General features: G+C 58.1%; 30 protein-coding genes. 21 read left to right on the top strand and 9 right to left on the bottom strand.

The annotated features are described in order from the left end of the window. The first annotated feature begins 34 nt into the window (after window positions 1–34). Window positions 35–568: a TetR/AcrR family transcriptional regulator gene (locus HMPREF2935_RS03795; protein ID WP_235591318.1), complete on the top strand. Its 534-nt coding sequence runs from the start codon at window positions 35–37 to the stop codon at window positions 566–568. A 48-nt stretch (window positions 569–616) separates the two neighbouring features. Here HMPREF2935_RS03795 and HMPREF2935_RS03790 read toward each other — a convergent pair whose 3' ends face one another. Both HMPREF2935_RS03790 and HMPREF2935_RS13505 read right to left on the bottom strand, forming a co-directional pair. After that, window positions 617–1,039: a metallophosphoesterase family protein gene (locus tag HMPREF2935_RS03790; RefSeq protein WP_162492721.1), complete on the bottom strand. Its 423-nt coding sequence runs from the start codon at window positions 1,037–1,039 to the stop codon at window positions 617–619. Between the two features lie 54 nt (window positions 1,040–1,093). After that, the gene (locus HMPREF2935_RS13505; RefSeq protein ID WP_235590997.1) at window positions 1,094–1,318 is read right to left on the bottom strand and encodes an ABC transporter permease subunit; all 225 of its coding nucleotides are present in this window, start codon (window positions 1,316–1,318) and stop codon (window positions 1,094–1,096) included. Window positions 1,319–1,389: 71 nt separating this feature from the next. Between HMPREF2935_RS13505 and HMPREF2935_RS03785 the strand changes: the two genes are divergently transcribed. Next, window positions 1,390–1,947 (top strand): hypothetical protein, encoded by a 558-nt coding sequence (locus HMPREF2935_RS03785; RefSeq protein ID WP_168166287.1) that lies wholly within the window; start codon window positions 1,390–1,392, stop codon window positions 1,945–1,947. 79 nt (window positions 1,948–2,026) lie between these two features. On the opposite strand, the gene HMPREF2935_RS03780 is transcribed toward HMPREF2935_RS03785, so the two are convergent. Both HMPREF2935_RS03780 and HMPREF2935_RS03775 read right to left on the bottom strand, forming a co-directional pair. Beyond that, window positions 2,027–2,446 carry a hypothetical protein gene (locus HMPREF2935_RS03780; RefSeq protein WP_061920519.1) on the bottom strand — a complete coding sequence of 140 codons (420 nt, stop codon included), beginning with the start codon at window positions 2,444–2,446 and terminating at the stop codon, window positions 2,027–2,029. Then, window positions 2,447–3,355, bottom strand: a complete 909-nt coding sequence (locus HMPREF2935_RS03775; protein ID WP_061920520.1) for a carbohydrate kinase family protein — start codon at window positions 3,353–3,355, stop codon at window positions 2,447–2,449. 21 nt (window positions 3,356–3,376) lie between these two features. On the opposite strand from HMPREF2935_RS03775, the gene HMPREF2935_RS03770 reads away from it, so the two are divergent. Both HMPREF2935_RS03770 and HMPREF2935_RS03765 read left to right on the top strand, forming a co-directional pair. After that, on the top strand, window positions 3,377–4,705 hold the full coding sequence (locus tag HMPREF2935_RS03770) for a glycoside hydrolase family 32 protein (RefSeq protein WP_371326229.1): 1,329 nt from the start codon (window positions 3,377–3,379) through the stop codon (window positions 4,703–4,705). Window positions 4,706–4,831: 126 nt separating this feature from the next. Next, window positions 4,832–6,883, top strand: coding sequence for a sucrose-specific PTS transporter subunit IIBC (locus HMPREF2935_RS03765; RefSeq protein WP_070732032.1), 2,052 nt, complete (start codon window positions 4,832–4,834; stop codon window positions 6,881–6,883). Window positions 6,884–7,101: 218 nt separating this feature from the next. Here the strand turns inward: HMPREF2935_RS03765 and HMPREF2935_RS03760 are convergent, their stop codons facing one another. Next, entirely contained in the window at window positions 7,102–8,031 is a 930-nt protein-coding gene (locus HMPREF2935_RS03760) for a hypothetical protein (protein WP_070732031.1), read from the bottom strand. Window positions 8,032–8,563: 532 nt separating this feature from the next. On the opposite strand from HMPREF2935_RS03760, the gene rplN reads away from it, so the two are divergent. Genes rplN through rplE form a run of 3 tightly spaced genes read left to right on the top strand, consistent with a single transcriptional unit; the run spans window position 8,564 to window position 9,805 of the window. Beyond that, the gene (gene rplN / locus HMPREF2935_RS03755) at window positions 8,564–8,932 is read left to right on the top strand and encodes a 50S ribosomal protein L14 (RefSeq protein WP_061920530.1); all 369 of its coding nucleotides are present in this window, start codon (window positions 8,564–8,566) and stop codon (window positions 8,930–8,932) included. Window positions 8,933–8,936: 4 nt separating this feature from the next. Next, window positions 8,937–9,251 (top strand): 50S ribosomal protein L24, encoded by a 315-nt coding sequence (gene rplX / locus HMPREF2935_RS03750; RefSeq protein ID WP_005527724.1) that lies wholly within the window; start codon window positions 8,937–8,939, stop codon window positions 9,249–9,251. A 2-nt stretch (window positions 9,252–9,253) separates the two neighbouring features. Beyond that, window positions 9,254–9,805 (top strand): 50S ribosomal protein L5, encoded by a 552-nt coding sequence (gene rplE / locus HMPREF2935_RS03745; RefSeq protein ID WP_046646792.1) that lies wholly within the window; start codon window positions 9,254–9,256, stop codon window positions 9,803–9,805. 57 nt (window positions 9,806–9,862) lie between these two features. On the opposite strand, the gene HMPREF2935_RS13500 is transcribed toward rplE, so the two are convergent. Next, on the bottom strand, window positions 9,863–10,876 hold the full coding sequence (locus tag HMPREF2935_RS13500) for a sortase family protein (RefSeq protein WP_246817776.1): 1,014 nt from the start codon (window positions 10,874–10,876) through the stop codon (window positions 9,863–9,865). Window positions 10,877–11,070: 194 nt separating this feature from the next. On the opposite strand from HMPREF2935_RS13500, the gene HMPREF2935_RS03735 reads away from it, so the two are divergent. Further along, the gene (locus tag HMPREF2935_RS03735) at window positions 11,071–11,856 is read left to right on the top strand and encodes a formate/nitrite transporter family protein (RefSeq protein ID WP_061920537.1); all 786 of its coding nucleotides are present in this window, start codon (window positions 11,071–11,073) and stop codon (window positions 11,854–11,856) included. Here HMPREF2935_RS03735 and HMPREF2935_RS03730 read toward each other — a convergent pair. The 3 genes from HMPREF2935_RS03730 to HMPREF2935_RS03720 are packed head-to-tail and all read right to left on the bottom strand — an operon-like array spanning window position 11,853 to window position 13,689. After that, on the bottom strand, window positions 11,853–12,605 hold the full coding sequence (locus HMPREF2935_RS03730; RefSeq protein ID WP_062042263.1) for a B3/B4 domain-containing protein: 753 nt from the start codon (window positions 12,603–12,605) through the stop codon (window positions 11,853–11,855). The genes HMPREF2935_RS03735 and HMPREF2935_RS03730 overlap by 4 nt on opposite strands. Further along, window positions 12,602–13,444 (bottom strand): formate dehydrogenase accessory sulfurtransferase FdhD, encoded by an 843-nt coding sequence (gene fdhD / locus HMPREF2935_RS03725; protein ID WP_061920540.1) that lies wholly within the window; start codon window positions 13,442–13,444, stop codon window positions 12,602–12,604. Before fdhD ends, HMPREF2935_RS03730 begins: the two co-directional genes overlap by 4 nt. Continuing rightward, window positions 13,444–13,689: a DUF6457 domain-containing protein gene (locus tag HMPREF2935_RS03720; RefSeq protein WP_061920542.1), complete on the bottom strand. Its 246-nt coding sequence runs from the start codon at window positions 13,687–13,689 to the stop codon at window positions 13,444–13,446. Before HMPREF2935_RS03720 ends, fdhD begins: the two co-directional genes overlap by 1 nt. A 353-nt stretch (window positions 13,690–14,042) precedes the next feature. On the opposite strand from HMPREF2935_RS03720, the gene rpsH reads away from it, so the two are divergent. The 13 genes from rpsH to rpsK all read left to right on the top strand — a co-directional run bounded on the left by rpsH (window position 14,043) and on the right by rpsK (window position 21,961). Beyond that, entirely contained in the window at window positions 14,043–14,426 is a 384-nt protein-coding gene (gene rpsH / locus HMPREF2935_RS03715) for a 30S ribosomal protein S8 (protein ID WP_061920544.1), read from the top strand. Window positions 14,427–14,440: 14 nt separating this feature from the next. Then, complete coding sequence (gene rplF / locus HMPREF2935_RS03710) at window positions 14,441–14,977, top strand: 50S ribosomal protein L6 (protein WP_061920547.1); 537 nt, start codon at window positions 14,441–14,443, stop codon at window positions 14,975–14,977. Between the two features lie 3 nt (window positions 14,978–14,980). Next, window positions 14,981–15,382 carry a 50S ribosomal protein L18 gene (gene rplR, locus HMPREF2935_RS03705; protein ID WP_061920549.1) on the top strand — a complete coding sequence of 134 codons (402 nt, stop codon included), beginning with the start codon at window positions 14,981–14,983 and terminating at the stop codon, window positions 15,380–15,382. A gap of 40 nt (window positions 15,383–15,422) precedes the next feature. After that, the gene (gene rpsE / locus HMPREF2935_RS03700; RefSeq protein ID WP_005527787.1) at window positions 15,423–16,049 is read left to right on the top strand and encodes a 30S ribosomal protein S5; all 627 of its coding nucleotides are present in this window, start codon (window positions 15,423–15,425) and stop codon (window positions 16,047–16,049) included. A gap of 3 nt (window positions 16,050–16,052) precedes the next feature. Beyond that, window positions 16,053–16,238, top strand: coding sequence for a 50S ribosomal protein L30 (rpmD, locus tag HMPREF2935_RS03695; protein WP_061920551.1), 186 nt, complete (start codon window positions 16,053–16,055; stop codon window positions 16,236–16,238). 3 nt (window positions 16,239–16,241) lie between these two features. Further along, complete coding sequence (gene rplO / locus HMPREF2935_RS03690) at window positions 16,242–16,691, top strand: 50S ribosomal protein L15 (RefSeq protein WP_061920553.1); 450 nt, start codon at window positions 16,242–16,244, stop codon at window positions 16,689–16,691. 247 nt (window positions 16,692–16,938) lie between these two features. Then, window positions 16,939–18,264 (top strand): preprotein translocase subunit SecY, encoded by a 1,326-nt coding sequence (gene secY / locus HMPREF2935_RS03685; RefSeq protein WP_070732030.1) that lies wholly within the window; start codon window positions 16,939–16,941, stop codon window positions 18,262–18,264. Beyond that, window positions 18,264–18,809 (top strand): adenylate kinase, encoded by a 546-nt coding sequence (locus tag HMPREF2935_RS03680; protein ID WP_070732028.1) that lies wholly within the window; start codon window positions 18,264–18,266, stop codon window positions 18,807–18,809. Before secY ends, HMPREF2935_RS03680 begins: the two co-directional genes overlap by 1 nt. A gap of 6 nt (window positions 18,810–18,815) precedes the next feature. Continuing rightward, complete coding sequence (gene map / locus HMPREF2935_RS03675; RefSeq protein ID WP_062042254.1) at window positions 18,816–19,610, top strand: type I methionyl aminopeptidase; 795 nt, start codon at window positions 18,816–18,818, stop codon at window positions 19,608–19,610. A 72-nt stretch (window positions 19,611–19,682) separates the two neighbouring features. Then, window positions 19,683–20,519 carry a L,D-transpeptidase gene (locus tag HMPREF2935_RS03670; protein WP_070732025.1) on the top strand — a complete coding sequence of 279 codons (837 nt, stop codon included), beginning with the start codon at window positions 19,683–19,685 and terminating at the stop codon, window positions 20,517–20,519. Between the two features lie 265 nt (window positions 20,520–20,784). Further along, window positions 20,785–21,003 (top strand): translation initiation factor IF-1, encoded by a 219-nt coding sequence (infA, locus tag HMPREF2935_RS03665; RefSeq protein ID WP_004566852.1) that lies wholly within the window; start codon window positions 20,785–20,787, stop codon window positions 21,001–21,003. 181 nt (window positions 21,004–21,184) lie between these two features. Next, complete coding sequence (rpsM, locus tag HMPREF2935_RS03660; RefSeq protein WP_034656519.1) at window positions 21,185–21,553, top strand: 30S ribosomal protein S13; 369 nt, start codon at window positions 21,185–21,187, stop codon at window positions 21,551–21,553. Window positions 21,554–21,556: 3 nt separating this feature from the next. Then, window positions 21,557–21,961: a 30S ribosomal protein S11 gene (gene rpsK, locus HMPREF2935_RS03655; protein WP_034656521.1), complete on the top strand. Its 405-nt coding sequence runs from the start codon at window positions 21,557–21,559 to the stop codon at window positions 21,959–21,961. Window positions 21,962–21,972 lie beyond the last annotated feature (11 nt).

Here is a 21,972-nt window from a genome sequence, read left to right as displayed (position 1 = left end):
TCTTGGGCTTAATCGTCGCGACCGAAAGAAACTTATGACGCGGCGCGCGATCCGAAGTGCGGCGCTCGAGCTTTTTGCAGAGCGTGGATATGACGACGTCACCGTGGCTGAAATTACCGAAGCCGCTGATGTCTCAGCGATGACCTTCTACCGCCACTTTGGCACGAAAGAAGCCGTTATCACCAGTGTCATCATCAGCCCCGAAGCAACAAAGGTTCTGGTGGACATCGCGCAGATGACTGATTATAAGAACTTGGAGGCAGCGCTCCGCGAACTCTTCAGCGATGCCGATGCGTGGGGAGGACAGCTCGCAGATCGAGTCCTTCTGTTGCGTGAAAATCCTTCGTTGCTGGGCCATATCTGGCAGCACTCGGACCAGTGGGTGGACTGCGTCCTAGCTGAGACGGGCACCAGCATTATCGACCGCACCCGTGCCCGCAGTCTGATCGGCATCTTCATCGAATGCATCGCAGGTTGGTCCGAGCGCAGGGATTTTCCAAAGAACGCCGGCCTCAAAGAGCTTTTAATTCAGACCATCCCAGCAACTCTCGCGCCGCATCCGAGTTAACGACCCCCGAGCGGTCTCTGCTCGCAAAGACAACCTTTGAAATAGTCTTTAAGAAAACCTGCTCACCGCGGAAGTCGTCGGGTCGTAGTGCACGCCGGCACGCATTCCCGTCCAACCAATGAACGGTTCTGCGCTTAGCGTGATGGGCTTGTGCACGTGCCCAAGCACCCACGTCGCACCGCTTTCTTGCAGATCCTCTAGCTTGCACGGCAGGCAAGGCTTACGGCTGAATTCACCGTGCACAGAGGTGTGAAGCAGTCCCAGGCCATTGAAGCTGGGGATTTCGATCTCTCGTGGGTCAGGGTCGGTGGCCACGCCGCAGGTCCACGCCTGCACACCGTCGATTTCGAAGAAGTGCGGTTCGGTCCCGTGCGCGATGATTCCTTCGGGCCATTTATAGTCATGGTGATCATGCGCGTTCCTTTTGTTGCCAGGAAGTGACGAGTACGAGGACGATAATTGAAGTTCCAACCCCCATAAGGGTCATTGCCATGGCCTCGGCGCGGTGGCCTTGATCGAATTGGTTCATGATCCAGGACGCGAGCAGGTTGATGTTGTTCCGGCGCACCAGCGAAGAATCACGAGTTCACGGAATCCTGCGAAGAAAGCCAGAATCCAGCCTGCTGCGATACCCGGTGTAAGCAAAGGCAGCGTGATCCGGAAGAAGGTCTGGTGCCCCTTGGCACCGGAGACCTTCGCCGCTTCGTAGACGGTGTGGGAGACCGCCGCGGCAGATTCGCCGATTTCCACAATCCTCACCGCCCTAGGGCGTTAAGCTAAAAAGCCGTCTCCTATTTCCTTATGTGTTTTGAGGTCTAATCATGCGCCGCTATGTTTCCTTACTCTGTGCTGCAGCCCTAGCGCTTTCTGGCTGCAGTAATTCCGGAAAAGACGACTCCGCTAAAGAAACAGAGAAGATGTTCAATACGATGGCGCCGCAAAGTTCAGCAGAGGCGGATACTCAAGAATCCACGGCGTCAGAAGAATCGAAGAAACCAGCGGTGGTCGTTGAAGACGGCATCTTGAAGATGACGGGCAAGGTTGTAAAGAAGAAAGGTCGTGAGACCCTAGGCTCGCATCCTGAATCCGGAATCCTTGAAAGCGAGCTCAACGGCGACTATTGGATCCTCGAATTTGACGCTCCGGGGGAGATCACCGGGAACAAGGCAGGTTACAAGGAAACCCGTGTGGTCGATAGCGGCTTCCTTGCATCGCACTACAGCGCGCACGAGGAAAGCCGCGAAAAGGCAGAGCCGTGGGTGGGCAAGCATGTGACGGTGTCGATCGCTGCTAACAACGTTAGTTGGCCAAGTGATCCCTCTTTGCCGATCGGCCTGCCTCGTGTGGGCACCAGCTTTGAAATCGAAGCTGCTGAATAACAAGAACTCCTTGTGGCTGCGCAGAGCAACTACAAGGAGTGCTTGATGTTTTTCGGGGAGCCAAAGGCAGTTTCGCCGATTAGTGCTTGACCGGAGTAACGCGGCCAGCCCGCCAATCCAGGAAGGCCATGGCGGCGCAGAAGATGTTGAGCACGGCGCTGGTGCCCAGGGTGAAGGTGCCTACCTTGTACATGGTGGTGCCGGCGGCGTCGAAGTTGTTGAAGATGATAAGCCAGCAGATCCAGCCGATGAGCGCGGTCAACGCAGCGAGGGCGGAAAGTGCGCGCAGGCCACGTGCGGGGCGTTCAGGTGGGGCGAAGGCTTTGTGCGCGGCGTCGACAAGAATGGCGAGCGCAACGAGGATACTCACGATGCCGGATAGCCACGTGGGCAGCAGGGCAGAAGTGCCCAGGACTACCGGGAAGATGAAAGACAGCGCCACGAAGATGAACGCCACGGTGTGAAGTATGGCGCTACGGCCCTGGTAGGAAGAAAACATTTAGGCCTCTTTCTTCTGAACATCTGCTTGCATGGCAAGCACTTCTGCGCGGTGCGGTGGCTGTGCGCCCTTGCGAGAGACGGTAATCGCAGCGGCTGCCGCGGCGAATTCCAAAATCTTTTTCCAGTCGTATTCGCTCAAGTGAGTGAGCTCTTCGGCCGTGAGGTTGCGGCGGGCGATCTCTGTGAGCAGCGCGCCCATGATGGTATCGCCCGCGCCGATGGTGTCGGCGACGTCGACCTTGGCGGAAGGCACATCGAACCGGGTCGTGCCAGCGCGCAACGTGAGGCCCTCGCTGCTGCGGGTAACCACCACGACGGGAACCTGCTTGAGGGCCTGCTTGCCCAGGAATTCCACTTCTTCCTCAGAAAGCTTCAGCACGGTGACGTGGGCAAGTAGCTCGTTGAGGAAGGCCTTGTGCTCATCGTTGGTATAGAACGGGCGGATATTCGGATCGAGCGCCACGATGCTGCCCTTAGCTGCGAATTGCTTGAGCAGTTCGCCATAGCGCGAAGCACCTGGCTCCAACGCGAGGGAAACAGTGCCGAAGCAGGCAATCTCGGCGTCGGAAAGCGTGGGCTCAACCAACCTATCTGCCGTGCCCTCCGTGTAGAAGGTATAGGACGCCGAACCATCATCACCGATGCTGGTCACGGCCAAAGTGGTGGGCTCTGGACCGCGCTGGACCATAGACGTGTCCACGCCTTCCTGCTCCAGCCTTTCCACCAGCGCGTTACCGAAACCGTCGGTGGAAAGGCGCGACTGGAAGCTGACCTCGCCGCCCAGACGCGCCGCCGCGATGGCCACATTGAAAGGCCCGCCGCCCAAAGCCGGCGTGAGGTCTTGCAAGCTACCTGGGCTGACGGGGACGAGATCGACGAGTCCTTCGCCACACACATGGATTCTCATGGATTCCATAGTATCGGTGATATGAACTACCGTCCGAACTTCCACATCGCGCCCCCGTATGGCCGTCTCAACGATCCAAATGGTGTCTTTCTAGATGGCGACACCATGCACGTCTATTACCAACACGACCCCTGCTTCCCACACGCGCCGAAGCGAACGGGGTGGGCGCATGCCTCGGCGAAGTACTCAGTGGCAGGCCCCTGGCGGCATCATCCGGACGTGCTTTCGCCTGACCTGCCCTATGACAAGGACGGCTGTTACTCCGGCGGTGCCGTGGTCGATGGCACCGACGTGTGGCTGTTTTATACGGGCAACCTCAAGGTGGATGGCAAGCGCATTTCTTCCCAGAACCGCGTGCGCGTTCTCGACCCTTCCGGCCCTGAGGGCGGCATTTATTATCGCGATGCCGCGAACCCGCTGATTCCCGATAGCGAGGAAGGCTTTACCGGGCACTTCCGCGATCCGCAGATTTCCCGGGATGAGCAAGGCTGGCGCATGGTCATCGGCGCGCAACGTGAGGACGAGAACGCTGCGGTGGTGCTCTACCGCTCGCAGGACCTTAAGAACTGGGACTTTGAGGGAGCACTGGATTTCGCGCTTGACGACGCCGCGCCGGGGCTTAGCCCCGAACTCCTACCGGGCGGATATATGTGGGAGTGCCCAAACCTTGTGGCCTTGACTGATAAGGCAACCGGTGAGTCTAAGGACGTCCTGGTCTTTTGCCCGCAGGGGCTTGAACCAGTCAAAGTAGATGGGCAAACGCACTACGCTTCTTCCGATCAGTGCGGCTACCTGGTGGGCAAGCTGGACGGCACCACCTTCCACGTCGAGCGTGGTTTCAGCGAGCTGGACTATGGACACGAGTTCTATGCCCCGCAGCTGGTTGGCATGAGCGATGGCCAAGCGCTGCTGCTCGGCTGGATAGGCCTTCCTACTCAAGATGACAAGCCCACCGTGGAGGAGGGCTGGGTGCACACCCTGACCTTGCCGCGCCGGGTATGGCTGGAAGACGGCGTGCTTTATCAATGGCCGGTGTGGGAGACGATTCCCGATGCTGCTGGTAGGGAGGGCTTCGGCAGCACGGTGAGTCTGAGCTCTTCGCGTGGCGGCAGCTATAGCCTGGTTGATGTTGAAGGTAGGGAACACCTGCGCTTTAGCGCAGGCGAAGGGCTGCTGCGCGTGAGTGTGGGCGATGACGAGCGCGTGATTGCCTGCCCAGAGGGCGAGGTCATGGCCATTGCCGATGGCTGCGCCGTGGAAATTTTGCTGGCGGTGGGCGAATCGCGGCGTCGGCAAGCGTATTTGGCGAAGGCGAAGCGCGATGGAGCGGCTGGGTTAAGAACTAAGTGACCGTTCAAACAGTAAAACTTGGTGAATTTTCCCTCAAATATGTCCGAGCTCTTGGCTTTTTGTCTGGAAGCTGTATCTAATGGTTCTAGGTTGATTAGCTCGTGAAAAGGAAAGGGAGCTTTGCCTATGGACCACAAGGAAGTTGCTGCACGGACCCTGCGTGCACTTGGCAGCGAAGAAAACATCATCGGCTTGGCGCACTGCGCAACGCGCCTGCGCATGGTGCTGAAGGATACGAAGAAGGTCGATACCAAGGCCTTAGAGGCTGACCCTGACCTCAAGGGAATCTTTGAAGCCGGTGGAATGTTCCAGGTCATCGTTGGTCCAGGTGACGTCAACGTTGTTTATAGGGAATTGAACGGCATGATCCACAAGGACGTTGCCGTTTCCACCGAAGAGCTCAAAGACATTGCCGCTAATTCCGGCAACTGGTTCTCCCGCGCCGTCAAGGTGCTCGCGGATATCTTCGTGCCGCTCATCCCGATTCTGGTCGGCGGCGGTTTGCTCATGGCACTGAACAACGTCTTGTCGGCTGAAGGGCTGTTCGGTGAGAAAGCGGCCATTGAAATGGTGCCGGCACTCAAAGATGTCGCTGGACTTATCAACCTGCTGGCTTCTGCCCCCTTTGCCTTCCTGCCCATTTTGGTGGGCTTTACTGCCACCAAGCGCTTTGGCGGCAATGAGTTTTTGGGCGCGGGTATGGCCATGGCAATGGTTATGCCGGACCTAGTCAACGGCTACAACGTGGCTGAGACCATCGAGGCCGGCGACATGGAGTATTGGAACATCTTTGGCCTCGATGTCGCACAGGCCGGTTACCAGGGTTCCATCCTGCCGATTCTGGTTATTGCGTGGATCCTGGCCACGATTGAGAAGTTCCTCCACCGCCACCTAAAGGGCACGGTGGACTTCATGCTCACGCCGTTGATTACCCTGCTGGTCACCGGCTTTATCACTTTCGCTGCCATTGGCCCGTTCCTGCGCACTGCCGGTGAGTGGTTGGGCGTTGGCTTGGCCAATTTGTATGACTTTGCAGGCCCTGTCGGCGGCTTCCTTTTTGGCTTGGTTTACTCGCCAATCGTCATCACCGGCCTGCACCAATCCTTCCCACCAATCGAATACATGCTGTGGGATCAAGGCGGATCTTTCATCTTCGCCACGGCAGCGATGGCGAATATTGCCCAAGGTGGCGCAGCCCTCGCGGTCTACTTCCTGGCGCGTAGCGAAAAGCTCAAGGGCTTGGCTGGTGCTTCCGGTACCTCGGCACTATTCGGTATCACTGAGCCTGCCATCTTCGGTGTGAATCTGCGCTTGCGCTGGCCTTTCTACATCGGCATGGCTGCCTCTGCAGTGGCCTCGACTCTCATTGCCATCTTCGACGTGAAGGCAACGGCACTCGGCGCGGCCGGCATCATCGGTTTCGTTTCGATGCGCCCGGAGGATTACAGTCAGTTCTTTATCTGTGCTGCAATCGCACTCGCAGGCTCCTTCATCGGCGCCTACCTTTATGGCCGCTACCTAGCCCGCAAGAACGGCTCCATTGATCCGGATGAGGTGAATCCTCCGGCAGCCGAGGCTCAAGCCGCCGCTGCCACCCCAGCTGCGGTAGCAGCCGAGGATGCCTGCACTATCTTCTCCCCATTGGAGGGCACCGCCGTGCCACTGTCTCAGGTCAGCGATCCTATGTTTGCCGGCGGCAAGCTAGGCCAGGGCGTGGCAATCGAGCCGACCGTGGGCAAACTGGTTGCGCCTGCCGACGGCAAAATCACCGTTACCTTCCCTTCCCACCATGCCTACGCCATTCGCACCAAGGACCCAGTGGTGGGCAATATCGATATCCTCATGCATATTGGCTTCGATACGGTAAACCTTAAAGGCGAGCACTTCACCTCCCACGTCACCAAGGGCGATGAGGTCAGGCGGGGCGATGTCCTCGCCGAATTTGATATCGACGCCATCAAGGCCGCCGGCCTTCCCGTAACTACCCCGGTGGTCGTCTCGAATTCGAAGAAGACTGGCCCTGTTCTTCCTACCGCGGCTTTCCGCCCCGGCGAACTCATTGGCTTCGGCACCGATATCTTTACTGTGGATCCCAAGCCCGATCCAGCATCCGCACCAACCACTGGCCATGCAGCTACACCTGCATCCACTGACGAGCCTGCAGGCACAACCCGTTAGCTTGAAAGAACAAAGGCCGAACTGAGGAGAACTCCTTCCCAGTTCGGCCTTTAACGGTTTAGCAATAGCGGCGCTCTCTGGGGCGAAAGCTCATCTTGAGCCCAAGCAAACTGTGACGCACCAGGGTGCCTATAGCAAAAAGCTGCGCCGGCCGGACCGAAGCCCGACCGGCGCAGCCAGTCTCAATTCAGTTTCCTACTTGGTAGGAAGGCTCTTGCTTAAGCGAAGAACTTGCGGCGTGCAGCGAAAGCGCCAGCGGCAACCATTGCAGCTACGGCCAGAGCAGCCAAAGCCTGTGCAACGGAGTTGGAGCCGGTCTCAGCGGACATACCACGTGCGGCTGCCGGGGCAGCGTTGCCCTCAGCGAGCTGACCGCCCTGGGCGATAACCGCATCCTTGTTAGCGTTCAGCATCTGCTCGGAAGCAGCCTTTTCCTCGGCGGTCGGTTCCTGGTTCTTGCGTGCCTCGTCCTTGACGTAGGTCTTGCCGTCCTGGGACAGGTACCAGGTGATACCACCAATCACCAGGGCTGCCGGAAGCGCCAACCATGCGAGCTTCTTCTTGTCGAAGCTTGGTTCCTGGGCATCAGACGGGAAAGCCTTGGCGTAAGCGTCACGCATCTCGTCGGTGATCTCTACATTCACCAGAGCCCGGTCGTTGACGTAGACAGTCGGATCCTTCATGCTCTGGTACCAAGTGTTGCCCTCGGAGTCTACCTTGGTGGCAGGAGCAGGAATTGCGGAGGTGTCCTGCTGCTCCTTCACGTACTTTTCTGCCTGCTCTGCGGTCAGGCGTACTGGGTTGCCTGCAACTGGCTTGGACAGCCAGCTACCGTCCTCCTGCTTGTAGTACTTGACGCCATCTACCTCGATGGGATCAGCAGCGACGTCGTGGCGTTCGACTTCACCGGCGCTTTCTTCGTTGGTGTTCGGCTCTTCAGTGCTTTCCTCGCCCTCTTCATTGGACGGATTGTAGTTCTCAGCACCTGGTACATAGTTATCAGTACGAGTTGTGAGAGTAGATCCATCACCGTGCTCAGTGAACTGATTCGATTCGTTGTTGTCCTGAGCCTGAGCAACAGCTGCGCCACCAAAGGCGAGCGCGCCGGTCAGTACAGCAGCGGTCAGGGTCTGTGGCAAACGCTTCATGTGTTTCTCCTTCGGGAAATATGGGAAAGCGCAAAAAATGTCTTTCGCGACCCAAACAACAATAGTCACATAATTCACAGTTGTCACGCGGAAATCAGAAGTTAACTGTAATTTTCATGCGTTACAGCTGCGAAAGAATTGGATTATTAGAATGTTCGTGCGACCTGATTTGCACTGAGGAACGCTAAGGTGAGGTTTATATGTGCAGAGTGTGCCGATAGTTTTGGAGACTGTTTGTGTGTCGGTGCAATCGAAATAAAGGGCTAAGGGGTAAGCGGGTGTACTGGCGAAAATAAATGTGGAGGTAGGGGGCGTCGACAGGCGTCGAGCAGCGTTTTGGTAAGGACGCTGGCGTGTGGTTGAATGTATAGGTTGCAAAAGCTGGTCGGCCCGTAGTGGTGCGTTTCCGAACCGCCGGTCCGAGCCCCTTCGGCATAGTCCGTTGTCAAGGCTTTAGCATCGCAAGTTTGTAGACCGCGTGCGGTAAGGACGGAAATCTTACCGCACATCAATCCAGGTCAGGAGACCCATAGTGATTCAGCAAGAATCCCGTCTGCGCGTCGCCGACAACTCTGGTGCACGTGAGATTCTGTGCATCCGCGTTCTCGGTGGCTCCGTTCGACGCTTCGCTGGCATCGGTGACGTAATCGTCGCCACTGTCAAGGATGCTGTCCCAGGCGGCAACGTTAAGGAAGGCGACGTCGTTAAGGCTGTCGTCGTCCGTGCAAAGAAGGAGACCCGTCGTCCGGACGGTTCTTACATCCGCTTCGATGAGAATGCTGCAGTCATTCTCAAGGGCGACAACGAGCCACGTGGTACCCGTATCTTCGGCCCAGTTGCTCGCGAGCTTCGTGACAAGAAGTTCATGAAGATCGTTTCTCTCGCACCGGAGGTGATCTAGTCTTATGAAGATTCATAAGGGCGATATGGTGATTGTTATTTCGGGTCCTGACAAGGGCGCGAAGGGCAAGGTCATCGAAGCATACCCGAAGCGCGACAAGGTCCTCGTTGAGGGCGTCAACCGCGTGAAGAAGCACGTTGCTAACTCCGCTACCGAGCGTGGCGCCGAGTCCGGCGGAATCGTTACCCAGGAAGCTCCGATCCACGTTTCTAACGTTGCAATCGTTGACTCCGAAGGCAATCCGACCCGCGTGGGCTACCGTTTCGATGAAAACGGCAAGAAGGTCCGCATCGCACGTAGCAACGGGAAGGACATCTAATCATGAGCGAGAACTACACTCCGCGTCTGAAGACCCGCTACCGCGAGGAAATCAAGAAGACCCTGAACGACGAGTTCAACTACGACAACGTCATGCAGATCCCAGGTGTCACCAAGGTTGTTGTCAACATGGGTGTTGGCGACGCTGCACGTGACTCCAAGCTGATCAACGGCGCTCTCGAGGACCTCACCGCGATCACCGGCCAGAAGCCGCAGCTGCGTCGCGCAAAGAAGTCCATCGCGAACTTCAAGCTGCGTGAGGGTATGCCAATCGGCGCCCGCGTCACCCTGCGTGGCGACCGCATGTGGGAGTTCCTGGACCGCCTGCTGACCATCGCGCTGCCGCGTATTCGCGACTTCCGCGGTCTGTCCGATCAGCAGTTCGACGGCCACGGCAACTACACCTTCGGTCTCACCGAGCAGACCATGTTCTACGAGATCGACATCGACAAGGTTGACCGCCCACGTGGTATGGACATCACCGTTGTCACCACCGCTACCAACGACGAAGAAGGCCGCCGCCTCCTCAAGGAGCTCGGCTTCCCGTTCAAGTAAAGCGGCTTAAGCTTTTCGCCCTCACCTTTTGGTGGGGGCGTTTGGCGTTTTGTATGCCTACTCTGCCGGTGGGGTAACGGTCGTGACGCCTTCAAATTGCCAGCCCACTACTGCATTGCGCACGGAGGCTTCAAGGAGGTTGAGCGGCTGAATGCAGCTGATGGTGAGAAGGCGGCCTGGCATGGGGCCTTCGCCCCAGATTGTGGTGTCTTCGGCGAGGCCTTCTTTTACTGGGTCGTGCATGTCGGTGGCGCTGTAGACCAGCCAGTTGTCGCCGGAGTTTGCAGTGCGCAGGTAGAGCTTGTCGCCGAGGGCGACCTTGTGCTTGTTTGCGCCGCCGTCGTAGAGGTTGTTGAAGACACCGGGAACGCCGGCGCCGGTGTGTCCGGCGATGACGGTGATGTCTGGTGCATTAGTGCCTGGCAGCGAATACGGACGGTCCGCAGCGGTATAAGTGCAGGCCTCCGTCATCGTTTCCGGGTTAAGCGCGCCGTCTTTGACGCGGCAGGAGCCATCTTCGAATTCGGCATGGACCTCGATTGCAGGGATGAACATCTCAACTGCGGCGGAGGGCTCAATGACTGGAGCAGCTGCCACAGGGACTTGGTTGCTTTCTAGTCCTTCAGGAGGATCGACCACGTGATGCATCGTGGCGGCAAGAGCCACACTTGCAAGGACCGCACTTGCAAGGACACCAACCGTAATACGGAACTTGCCCGAGCTGGACCACAATTCCAGCGCGCGAGTATGGAGCGCCGGCGTGTTCGTTTCTGGCGCGCGGTGGCGGCCACCCGTGCTTTGCGACTTTGGTTGGGGGCTGCGCTTTTGGCGGTTAGGTAGTGGATTCGGCGCTGCTGCTGTTGATGTTGGTGTCTTCGGCGTCGTTGGTGTTGGGGGAGTGCGCCGCACGTAGGTGCGCTCGCCGTCGGGGTTGCCGTTGCCGGCGCGGCGGGTATCGATGGGTCTGCTATTGATGGGGCGGCGCTGTGTGCTGGCGCTGGTGCTGGCTGCCCGGGGGCGCGTGTGATCTGCGCTGCGAACTGGCAGATCGTGAGGATAACGCGGGGGCATGGGCGGCGGCTCCAGGGGGTGAGGGAGGTGGGTTCTAAAAGTAAGTGAATTTTCTAACTAACTTTAATCCTTGGCAGGCGTTAGCAACAATAACCGCGGAAAATACCCACGTGTGGTGGGCATAAAGTTGTTGGCGCAGCCTGGAATTTCGCTGTAGTGTTATCGCAGTTATAACTCTAGGTAAAGGAAGCTTCGTGTCTCTCAACGAATCTGCTGCAGCAGCAATCAAGAAGAAGGTGACTCTGCTCGACGAGTCCTTCGCCCGCTTCGCGGTACGTGCGATCTTGGCCGGCGTCTATCTCGCCATCGGTACCGGTTTCGCGGCCGTCGTAGGTCAGGCCGTCGACAAGCACGCAAAGGGCCTGGGTGCACCAGTCTTCGCCATGCTTTTCGGCCTTGGACTTTTCGCCATCGTCATCCTCGGCGCGGAGCTTGCTACCGGCAGCATGATGTACGTCGTCTACGGCGCTATCAATAAACAGGTGGGCTGGGACAAGGGCTTTTGGCTGCTCATCGTCACCACGTTTTTCAACTTTGTGGGCGCAGCCCTGTTTGCCGCCGCCATGGGTGTTTCCGCGAAGCTGGGGCACATCGACCCATCGCACCTCATCGCAACGCTGTCCATGGGCAAGCTGGAAAAGGGCCCAGGCGGCCTGCTGGTTGAGGGCATCCTCGCAAACTTCGTGGTCAACATGGCCATCGTCGGTGCTGTCTTTGCTAAGGACATCGTCTCGAAGTTCTTCGTCATTGTGCCGATCATCGCGTGCTTCGTGGGCCTTAGCCTCGAGCACGTCATCGCAAACTTCTGCTTGATGACGCTGACCTTCTTCTGCTCTAACCCACTGCCGGATGGCTTTACCCTGGGCGCTGTTCTCACCAACTGGTCGCTGGTTTGGGTAGGCAACGTCATCGGCGGCGGCTTCCTCATCGGCGGCGTTTACGCCTGGCTCAACAAGGGCCCTGAGGCTTACCGCGACTAAGCATCATCTTCTGCGCGCAGGATGCGCATTGCAACGACGAGTTCTGAGGAATACTCCCGGAGCTCGTCGATTAGGTTTTCACCCACAGCGCGCAGCTCGACGTCGTCGACAGGTTCCAGTGCATCGAGGATGAACAGCGCCGCAGTGGTGTCGTCGTGCAGCGCCGTGCGGGTGCACTGGCGCCAATTCCAGCGGCGGCATGTGACCCCGTTCGCATCGAGCCAGACCACCTCGCCCGGTTCGGGATGCTCGGTTACAGGCTCGCCTTTGTCCATAGTGGCGAAGTTCTCAGCACCAGTAGCTCGCACCAGCTGTGGAGCGGATACATAGGCGTTCAGGTCTTCGCCGCCGAAGGGGATCTCGTAAGTCACGGACAGCGAGTTATAGATGTCCGTGAGGCGGTTGATGCGAGGCAGCCCCTTTTCCGCGCGGCGTATGAGCGCCTCCGTGCTGTTGCGGGTTCGCGATGGCTTCGCGCCGAATCCTTGATAAGCCTTGCGCCATGCTGCGATGTGCGGGAAGTCCGTGACGGCGCACTTGCCCAAGCGTGCGCGGGCAACGTCTTCGGCGTTGCGCAAGAGCTGCTCCGAGTGGGCGTCGGAAGGCGCAGGCGTGATGCCATCGACGGCGATGAGCAGCGCGCGGTAGTCGGGACGTAAGGCCGCGACCTCGGGGCTGATGCTGGCGTCAGCAAGGAACTCGATGAGTTCCCCAGTACTGCGGATCTTTTTTGAAGAGTGGTTGCTCATCGCTTGAGTTCTCCTGGCTTGAGTTCACCTGCGTAGATGTTGAAACGATCGCCGCGGGCAAACCCTACCAAAGCCATGCCAGTCTCCCGGGCAGTCTCCACAGCGAGCGAGGATGCCGCGCTAACAGCAACGAGCATACCGAACCCGGCCATTGCTGCCTTTTGTACAAGCTCGAAGCTGGCGCGGGAGCTCATAACCAAAATAAGGTCGTCTGCGGGCAGGCGATCTTCAAGGAGCAGGTGCCCGATGACCTTGTCTGCTGCGTTGTGCCTGCCGACGTCCTCTCGCACAACGATGGGCTTGCCGTCTAAGGTGAATGCGCCGGCGGCGTGGATACCACCGGTCTTGCGGAAGAGCTTTTGCTCGGCGCGCAGCTTTTCGGGCAGCTGCGCAACCACGGCTGGGTCAATCTGGATGTTGGGGAGCGCGTAGCGCGATTTCTTGTTTAAATCCTCGATGGAGCTGGTGCCGCATACGCCGCACGCGGAGTTGGTGAGCGTAAGCCGCAGATCTTTTAGCCCAATGACATTCTTCTGGGCCAGATCGATATCCAGCAGGTTATAGGTGTTCATACCGTCCACGGTGGAACCAGCGCAGTAGCGGGCTTCGGAGACGTCGGCAAGCGTGGCGATATGGCCCTCAGAATGCAAAAAGCCATGAGCTAGCTCAATATCATGGCCCGGAGTGCGCATGGTGGTGGTCAGGGTCTGCCCGCCGACGCGAATCTCCAGCGGCTCCTCGCCAGTGACGATGTCGGCGCGGGTATCCACCTGGGTTACCTCCGTGCCATCCAAGTGAACCTTGGTAACAGCAAAGGACTTTGTTGCCCGGCCCGCCACTAGTTCAGCTCCGTCCGCAGTTTGGCGATGTTCGCGCGCGCCTCGTCCGAGTCCCGCGAGGCCAACCCAACCAAATATGCCGTCAGGGGAGCGGCCGGGCGCGAGGTGCTGTGTGCGACGTCGCGGGTAAGGTCGAGCAGCTCACGGGTCAAGGCAGTGGCATCTTGCTTGTCGACGCCGATTAGTTCTGCCGCTTCCTCCAACCACTGGTGGGCGGAGTGGATAGGGTCATTTTCTGCAGTCATGACGGCCACTCTAGTCCTCGAGAGTGACATGCAGCTTCGACGCTAAAAAAGATTTGGAAAACTGCAGGTTAGCGGGTAGTGTTGCAGTTCGGACTCACGTCGATGCTGTAGTGTGCCCAGATGGCAAATGAAATCTAGCCCTACAAGCTGCAGAAACGTAGAGCCTGAATCAAGAACTGAACATCATCAACTTTGTTGTAGGCCCCCCGCCGTTTCCGGCGGCCCGTTGTTTGTATCAAAGGGTGGCGAGCGCCTTGCGGTATTGACCGTGAGGAGCGTGAGTAGCCCGAAATCACACGGAAAACGCTTTGGTGGGTACGGGAACCGCAACGAGAAAGGTAACGGTCACTCACATGACCATGACTGATCCTATCGCCGACATGCTGTCGCGCGTGCGCAACGCAAGCCATGCGCACCACGACACCGTGTCGATGCCGACCTCCAAGATCAAGGCAAACATCGCCGACATCTTGAAGCAGGAAGGCTACATCGCTGACTACTCCGTTGAGGGTCGCGAGCTCGAGCTCACCCTCAAGTACAACAACCGTGAGCGCTCCATCTCTGGTCTGCGTCGCGTGTCTAAGCCGGGTCTGCGTGTGTACGCAAAGTCCACCAATCTGCCGAAGGTCCTTGGCGGCCTGGGCGTGGCTATCATCTCCACGTCTCAGGGTCTGCTGACCGACCGTCAGGCTCAGGAGAAGGGCGTAGGCGGAGAAGTTCTCGCCTACGTCTGGTAAGGGAGGATTGACACATGTCTCGTATCGGTCTAGCACCAATCGCCGTACCATCCGGCGTTGAAATCAAGGTAAACGGCCAGGAGGTCGAGGTTAAGGGTTCCAAGGGTACCCAGACCGTCGTTCTGCCAGAGCCAATCACCATCGCAGTCGAGGATTCCGTAATCACGGTTTCCCGTCCAGATGATGACCGCAAGAACCGCGCTCTGCACGGCCTGTCTCGCTCTCTCGTCAACAACGCAGTTATTGGCGTGACCGAGGGCTACACCATCAAGATGGAAATCTTCGGTGTCGGCTACCGTGTTCAGCAGAAGGGTAGCGACCTCGAGTTTTCTCTGGGTTACTCCCACCCGATCCTCATCAAGGCTCCGGAGGGCATCACCTTCGCTGTGGATGGCGCAACCAAGCTCTCCGTATCTGGTATTGACAAGCAAAAGGTCGGACAGGTCGCCGCTAACATTCGCCGCCTGCGTAAGGACGATCCTTACAAGGGCAAGGGCATTCGTTACGAAGGCGAGCAGGTCCGCCGCAAGGTCGGAAAGACGGGTAAGTAAGCAATGGCTAACACTGAAAACGCAAAGCGCACCCCAATCGGCAAGGACATCTCCTCCCGCCGTCGCGAAGCACGCGCACGCCGTCACTTCCGCATCCGTAAGACCCTGCGCGGCACCCCTGAGGCACCGCGTCTGGTCGTTCACCGCTCTTCCCGCCACATGCACGTCCAGGTCATCGACGACCTGGCTGGCCACACCTTGGTCGCAGCTTCCTCCATGGAAGCTGACGTTCGTGCACTCGAGGGCGACAAGAAGGCAAAGGCCGCAAAGGTTGGCGCCTTGATCGCTGAGCGCGCCAAGGCTGCTGGCATCGAGGCAGTTGTCTTCGACCGTGCTGGCTACAAGTACCACGGTCGCGTTGCCGCTCTCGCAGAGGCAGCTCGTGAAGGTGGTCTGAAGTTCTAATGATCATGGCAAACGGAAACATCAACGGAAGGAACGCCTAATGTCGGACCGTGAAAAGCGTGACGGCGGACGCTCCGCCGAGAACGGTCGTAATAACGACCGCAACAATGGCGGTCGTCGCAACGATCGTCGTAATCAGCAGGACAACGAGCGCGATAAGTACATCGAGCGCGTAGTCACCATCAACCGCGTCTCCAAGACCGTTAAGGGTGGCCGCAACATGTCCTTTACCGCTCTCGTCGTCGTTGGCGATGGCCAAGGCATGGTTGGCGTTGGCTACGGCAAGGCTAAGGAAGTCCCTGCCGCAATTCAGAAGGGTGCAGAAGAGGCTCGCAAGAACTTCTTCCGCGTCCCGATGATCGCCGGCACCATCACCCACCCGGTCGAGGGTCGCGACGCAGCTGGCATCGTCATGATGAAGCCTGCCGCACCTGGTACCGGTGTTATTGCCGGTGGTGCTGCACGACCGGTGCTCGAGTGCGCTGGTGTGCAGGACATTCTGTCGAAGTCCCTCGGCTCCGACAACGCCCTCAACGTCGTCCGCGCTACCGTGGACGGTCTCAAGCAGCTGGTTCGCCCTGAAGAGGTTGCCGCACGTCGTGGCAAGTCCCTCGAAGAGGTTGCTCCGGCCCAGATGCTGCGTAAGCGCGCAGGTCAGGAGGCATAAGCAATGGCTCTGAAGATTACTCAGGTAAAGGGCCTGGTGGGTACCAAGCCGAATCACCGCAAGAACATTGAGGCTCTCGGCCTCAAGAAGATCGGCCAGTCTGTTGTAAAGCAGGACACCCCGATCATCCGCGGCATGGTTCAGAAGGTACGCCACCTGGTCACCGTCGAAGAAGTGGCAGGGGAGTAAACCATGGCTGATATCATCAAGCTGCACGACCTGCGCCCATCCGCAGGAGCAAACAAGCCTAAGACCCGCGTCGGCCGCGGTGAGGCTTCCAAGGGTAAGACCGCTGGTCGCGGTACCAAGGGCACCAAGGCTCGTAAGCAGGTTTCCGCTGCTTTCGAGGGTGGCCAGATGCCGATCCACATGCGTCTGCCGAAGCTGAAGGGCTTCAAGAACCCGAACCACGTTGAGTACCAAGTAGTCAACGTTGCAGACCTCGCAGAGGCATTCGCTAACGGTGGCGACGTCACCGTTGCAGATCTCGTCTCCGCAGGCCTGGTTCGTAAGAACCAGCCGGTCAAGGTTCTGGGCAACGGCGACATCAACGTCAAGCTGAATGTCACCGCTGACAAGTTCTCTAAGTCCGCTGTTGAGAAGATTGAGGCTGCTGGCGGCACCGCCACCGCAACCAAGTAATCAACTGCGTTACTTAAAGCATTAAAGCGCCCGCTTTCCCGAGTGATCGGGAGGCGGGCGCTTTCCTTATTAGTTGGCTGGCAATCCTTACCTTAAATGTGGCTAAATAGCGCGTGGCTGGTAGGCTTGCATGGTCATAAGTGTTCAACCTTCCCCATGTTAGGGGACAGATGAGTTCCACCTCCGAGCGTTGTCACCTATTTTCCCTTAAATGTTGATAGCGCCGGAAGGCCAGGAGGATTTTGTAGTGTCCGCCATTTTGCAGGCTTTTAAGGACGCCGACCTGCGTAAGAAGATCATCTTCACCATCTTGATGATTATTGCTTACCGCATTGGCGCCCAGATTCCATCCCCGGGCGTTGATTACGCTTCGATCTCTGGTCGTTTGCGTTCTCTGACGGAGGAGTCCGGCAATCTGTATTCCGTGATTAACCTGTTTTCAGGTGGCGCGCTTTTGCAGTTGTCTATCTTCGCCATCGGCATCATGCCGTATATCACGGCTTCGATCATCGTCCAGCTGCTGACTGTTGTCATCCCGCACTTCGAGCAGCTGAAGAAGGAAGGCCAGTCCGGTCAGGCCAAGATGACGCAGTACACGCGTTACCTCACGCTTGCGCTGGCGTTGCTGCAGTCTTCCGGCATCGTGGCCCTGGCGGACCGCGAGCAGTTGCTGGGCCAGGGCGTTCCGGTTCTGGCTGAAGACCGTAACTTCTTTACCCTTATCGTTCTGGTCATCACCATGACCGCGGGCGCCATCCTCGTTATGTGGATGGGCGAGCTCATTACTGAAAAGGGCATCGGCAACGGCATGTCCCTGATGATCTTCGCCGGCATTGCAACGCGCTTGCCAACCGACGGCGTGGGCATCATGCAGAACAACGGCGGTCTGGTCTTCGCCATGGTCGCCGCGGGCCTTGTCGTGTTGGTCGTTGGCATTACCTTTATCGAGCAGGGCCAGCGCCGCATCCCAGTGCAGTACGCAAAGCGCATGGTTGGTCGCCGCCAGTACGGTGGTTCCTCCACCTACCTGCCGCTGAAGGTCAACCAGGCCGGCGTTATCCCGGTTATCTTTGCGTCCTCGCTAATCTATATGCCGGTGCTTATCACCCAGATCGTGAACTCTGGTTCCGGTAGCGTGCCGGATAACTGGTGGCAGCGCAACGTGATTGCGCACCTGCAGTCCCCGAGCTCCTGGCAGTACATCGTCTTGTACTTCGTCCTGACCATCTTCTTCTCTTACTTCTATGTCTCGGTGCAGTATGACCCTGCTGAACAGGCAGACAACATGAAGAAGTATGGTGGTTTCATCCCGGGTATTCGTCCGGGCCGCCCAACCGCGCAGTACCTCGGCTTCGTAATGAACCGTCTGCTGTTCGTAGGCTCCCTATACCTTGCGTTGATCGCTATTCTGCCGAATATCCTGCTGGATCTCGGCGTTGGCCATTCTTCCGCAAACGGCACCTCCGCTTTCGGTGGTACCGCTATTCTGATTATGGTCTCGGTTGCTCTGACTACCGTCAAGCAGATTGAGTCCCAGCTCTTACAATCCAACTACGAAGGACTTCTCAAGTAATGCGTTACGTACTCCTCGGCCCTCCCGGTGCCGGAAAAGGCACCCAAGCAGCAATCCTGAGCGAGAAGCTGTCTGTTCCGCACATCTCCACCGGTGATCTTTTCCGCGCCAACATTGGTGAGGGCACCCCGCTGGGCGTTGAGGCAAAGTCCTACATTGATGCCGGCAAGCTCGTTCCGACCGACGTCACCGCGCGCATGGTTGAAGATCGCCTTAACCAGGACGACGCTGCAAACGGCTTCCTGCTGGACGGCTTCCCACGCACCGTGGAGCAGGCCGACATTCTGGCCGAGCTGCTCGAGAAGAAGGGCGTCAAGCTCGACGGAGTTATCAACTTCGAGGTTTCCGAGGACGTCGTCGTCGAGCGCATGCTGGCCCGTGGCCGCGCTGATGACAACGAGGAGACCATCCGCACCCGACTCGGCGTCTACCGCGACGAGACTTTCCCGCTCATCCAGCACTACGGCGATGAAATCATCAACGTCAAGGCTGAGGGCACCGTTGAGGAAATCAACGAGCGTACCCTGAAGGCGATGGGCAAGTAATACGCCATGGGATTTAGACGCCGCAGCAAAACCATTCCCGCACGCACCCCAGGTGAACTGGATGCGATGCAAGCCGCCGGTGAAATCGTCGGCAAAGCATTGCAGGCTGTGCGCGCCGCTGCGGCGTCTGGCGTATCTACGCTCGAGCTCGATGAAGTAGCCGAGCAAACAATCAGGGATTTGGGAGCTACCCCCACCTTCAAGGGATACGAGGGCTTCCCGGGTTCCATATGTGCCTCCGTCAACGATGTCATCGTGCACGGCATTCCGGGCAAAGACATCGTGTTGACGGAAGGTGACTTAGTCTCCATCGACTGCGGCGCAACGCTCGACGGTTGGGTAGGAGACAGCGCGTGGACCTTCGGCGTGGGTAAACTGGCCCCCGAAGCATCTGCGCTTAACGACGCCACGGCATGGGTTTTGGCTGAAGGACTCAAGGCGATGGTCCCGGGCAACCGCTTGACGGACGTTTCGCACGCTCTTGAGCAAGCAACCTACCGCGCTGAAGATAAGTTCGGCGTCGATCTTTTCATCGTAGATGGCTATGGCGGCCACGGTATTGGCCACACCATGCACGAAGAGCCTTATCTCGCGAACGAAGGAAAGCCGGGCCGCGGCCCTCTCATTCAAGAAGGGTCCGTTCTCGCGATTGAGCCGATGCTTACCCTGGGCACAGAAGATAACGCCGTGCTTGACGACGATTGGACTGTGGTCACCCTTGACGGCAGCCTCGCCGCTCACTGGGAACACACCGTCGCCGCGACCGCTAACGGCCCGCGAATCCTTACTCGTCGCTATTAGCTGAAAATCACGGGGGAGGACTGGGGTCGCGTCGAGTATGCGGATTCCACGTGAGGGTCTATACTCGTTGCCATGTCTAAACTTCGCCCCCGCAACGTGTCCTCTAAGGCACGTCGTGCCCTAGTTGCCCCTATGACCGCCGGCGTCATGACCGTCTCCGTCTTGGCAGGCGCCCCAGCTGCTTCCGCACAGACCGTTCCTTCCATCGAGTCCATGAGCTCCGATGCGCAGTCACAGATTGATGCCCTGACCGCGGACGCCCGCGCACAGATCGATAACTTCGTTGGTCAGTCCCGCGAGCAGGCTTGGAACACCCGTAATCAGATTCTGGATCAGGTTAAGGTTTTAAACCCTGCTGCGGCAGATGCTATTCAGCCGGCTGTTGACGCTGCAGTCAACGCTATCTTCCCAGGCCTGATTGACCAGAAGAACGCTGAAGCACGTGCGGCACGTGAGGCGCAGGAGCGTGCGCACGCAGAGCAGGTTGCACGTGAACAGGCTGCGGCTGAGGCGGCTGCACGTGAGGCCGAGGCGCAGCGCAAGCGCAACGAGTTTGACCGCGGCCCTTGCCCGGCGGATGCACGCGTCTGCGTTGACCTGAACGGCAAGCGCACCTGGCTGCAGGACAACGGCAACGTTTCCTACGTAGCATCTGCGATGTCTGCTGGCATGGCAGGTCAGGAAACCCCGCGCGGCACCTTCTACATCAACCGCAAGATCAAGGACGAGATCTCCCGCGAGTTCGGTAACGCGCCAATGCCTTACTCCATGTACTTCACCAACTCCGGCCACGCCTTCCACGAGGGTTCCCCGGCTTACGAGTCCAACGGCTGCATCCACCTGCCGCACCAGGATGCTGTTCGCTTCTGGAACGATGTGCCAGTCGGCTCCAAGGTTTTCATCTACTAAGCATCCAAAGCGCAGACGCTTTGAATCTTTTCAAAGAGAATTCTCCCCGTGGAAGATAATTCCCCGGGGAGAATTTTTGCTTTATTGCCGCCTTGGCGCGTGTCGCTAAGAGTGCGCAGGTAGAGGAGTTTGTTTATTGCTCGCACGCAGCGTATGCTAGAGCGCTGGTGTATGTTTGCGGTCTTATTTACCGCGACGTCGCCAAGCAGTAGACACCAAACATGCAGGTGACACTCACTTGAAGTCACCTAGAAAAGTAGAGGTTATGGCTAAGGAAGGCGCAATCGAGGTCGAGGGTCGTATTATCGAGCCTTTGCCAAACGCAATGTTCCGCGTCGAGCTCGACAACGGACACAAGGTTCTTGCACACATTTCTGGCAAGATGCGTCAGCACTACATTCGCATCCTCCCAGAGGATCGCGTGGTTGTAGAGCTGTCCCCTTATGACCTAACCCGCGGACGCATCGTCTACCGCTACAAGTAAACACTGTAAGCCTCCTTACCCTCTGACATAGCGGCGCTATGTCTAGCCCACCTCAGGCTGCGATGGCCTGAGCCCGCACTGGTAAGTAGCCCACAGATCCGGCATCGGCCCGGGCGAAGTGCTGCATGGAGCGGGGCGGATAGGGAGAAAACCATCGTAACAACCCGAAAGGACACGCCACATGGCACGTCTAGCTGGTGTTGACCTTCCACGCAACAAGCGTATGGAGGTCGCTCTCACCTACATCTACGGCATCGGTCCAACCCGTGCCAAGGAATTGCTGGAAAAGACTGGCATTTCTCCTGACCTGCGCACCGACAACCTCGACGATGATCAGCTGTCGGCGCTGCGTGACGTAATCGAAGCTACCTGGAAGGTCGAGGGTGACCTCCGCCGCCAGGTTCAGGCTGACATCCGTCGCAAGATTGAAATTGGTTGCTACCAGGGCATTCGCCACCGTCGTGGCCTGCCGGTTCGTGGTCAGCGCACCAAGACCAACGCTCGTACCCGCAAGGGCCCGAAGAAGACGATCGCAGGAAAGAAGAAGTAATTCATGCCTCCAAAGACTCGCTCCGGCGCGCGTCGTACTGGCCGTCGCGTCGTAAAGAAGAATGTGGCCGCAGGCCACGCTTACATCAAGTCCACCTTCAACAACACCATCGTGTCTATCACTGACCCGTCCGGTGCTGTTATCTCCTGGGCATCCTCCGGCCACGTCGGCTTCAAGGGTTCCCGTAAGTCCACTCCGTTCGCTGCACAGATGGCTGCTGAGAACGCTGCTCGTAAGGCAATGGAGCACGGCATGAAGAAGGTCGACGTATTCGTTAAGGGTCCGGGCTCCGGCCGCGAGACCGCCATCCGTTCCCTGCAGGCTGCAGGCCTCGAGGTTTCCTCGATCACGGATGCAACCCCACAGCCGCACAACGGCTGCCGTCCAACCAAGCGCCGCAAGGTTTAAGGGAAAGGAAG

Origin of the sequence: Corynebacterium sp. HMSC076D02, from assembly GCF_001813815.1 — a bacterium.
GTDB classification, from domain to species: Bacteria; Actinomycetota; Actinomycetes; order Mycobacteriales; family Mycobacteriaceae; genus Corynebacterium; species Corynebacterium simulans.
Note: the sequence above shows the minus strand (reverse complement) of the source record. Positions and strands in the feature narration are given on the sequence as shown.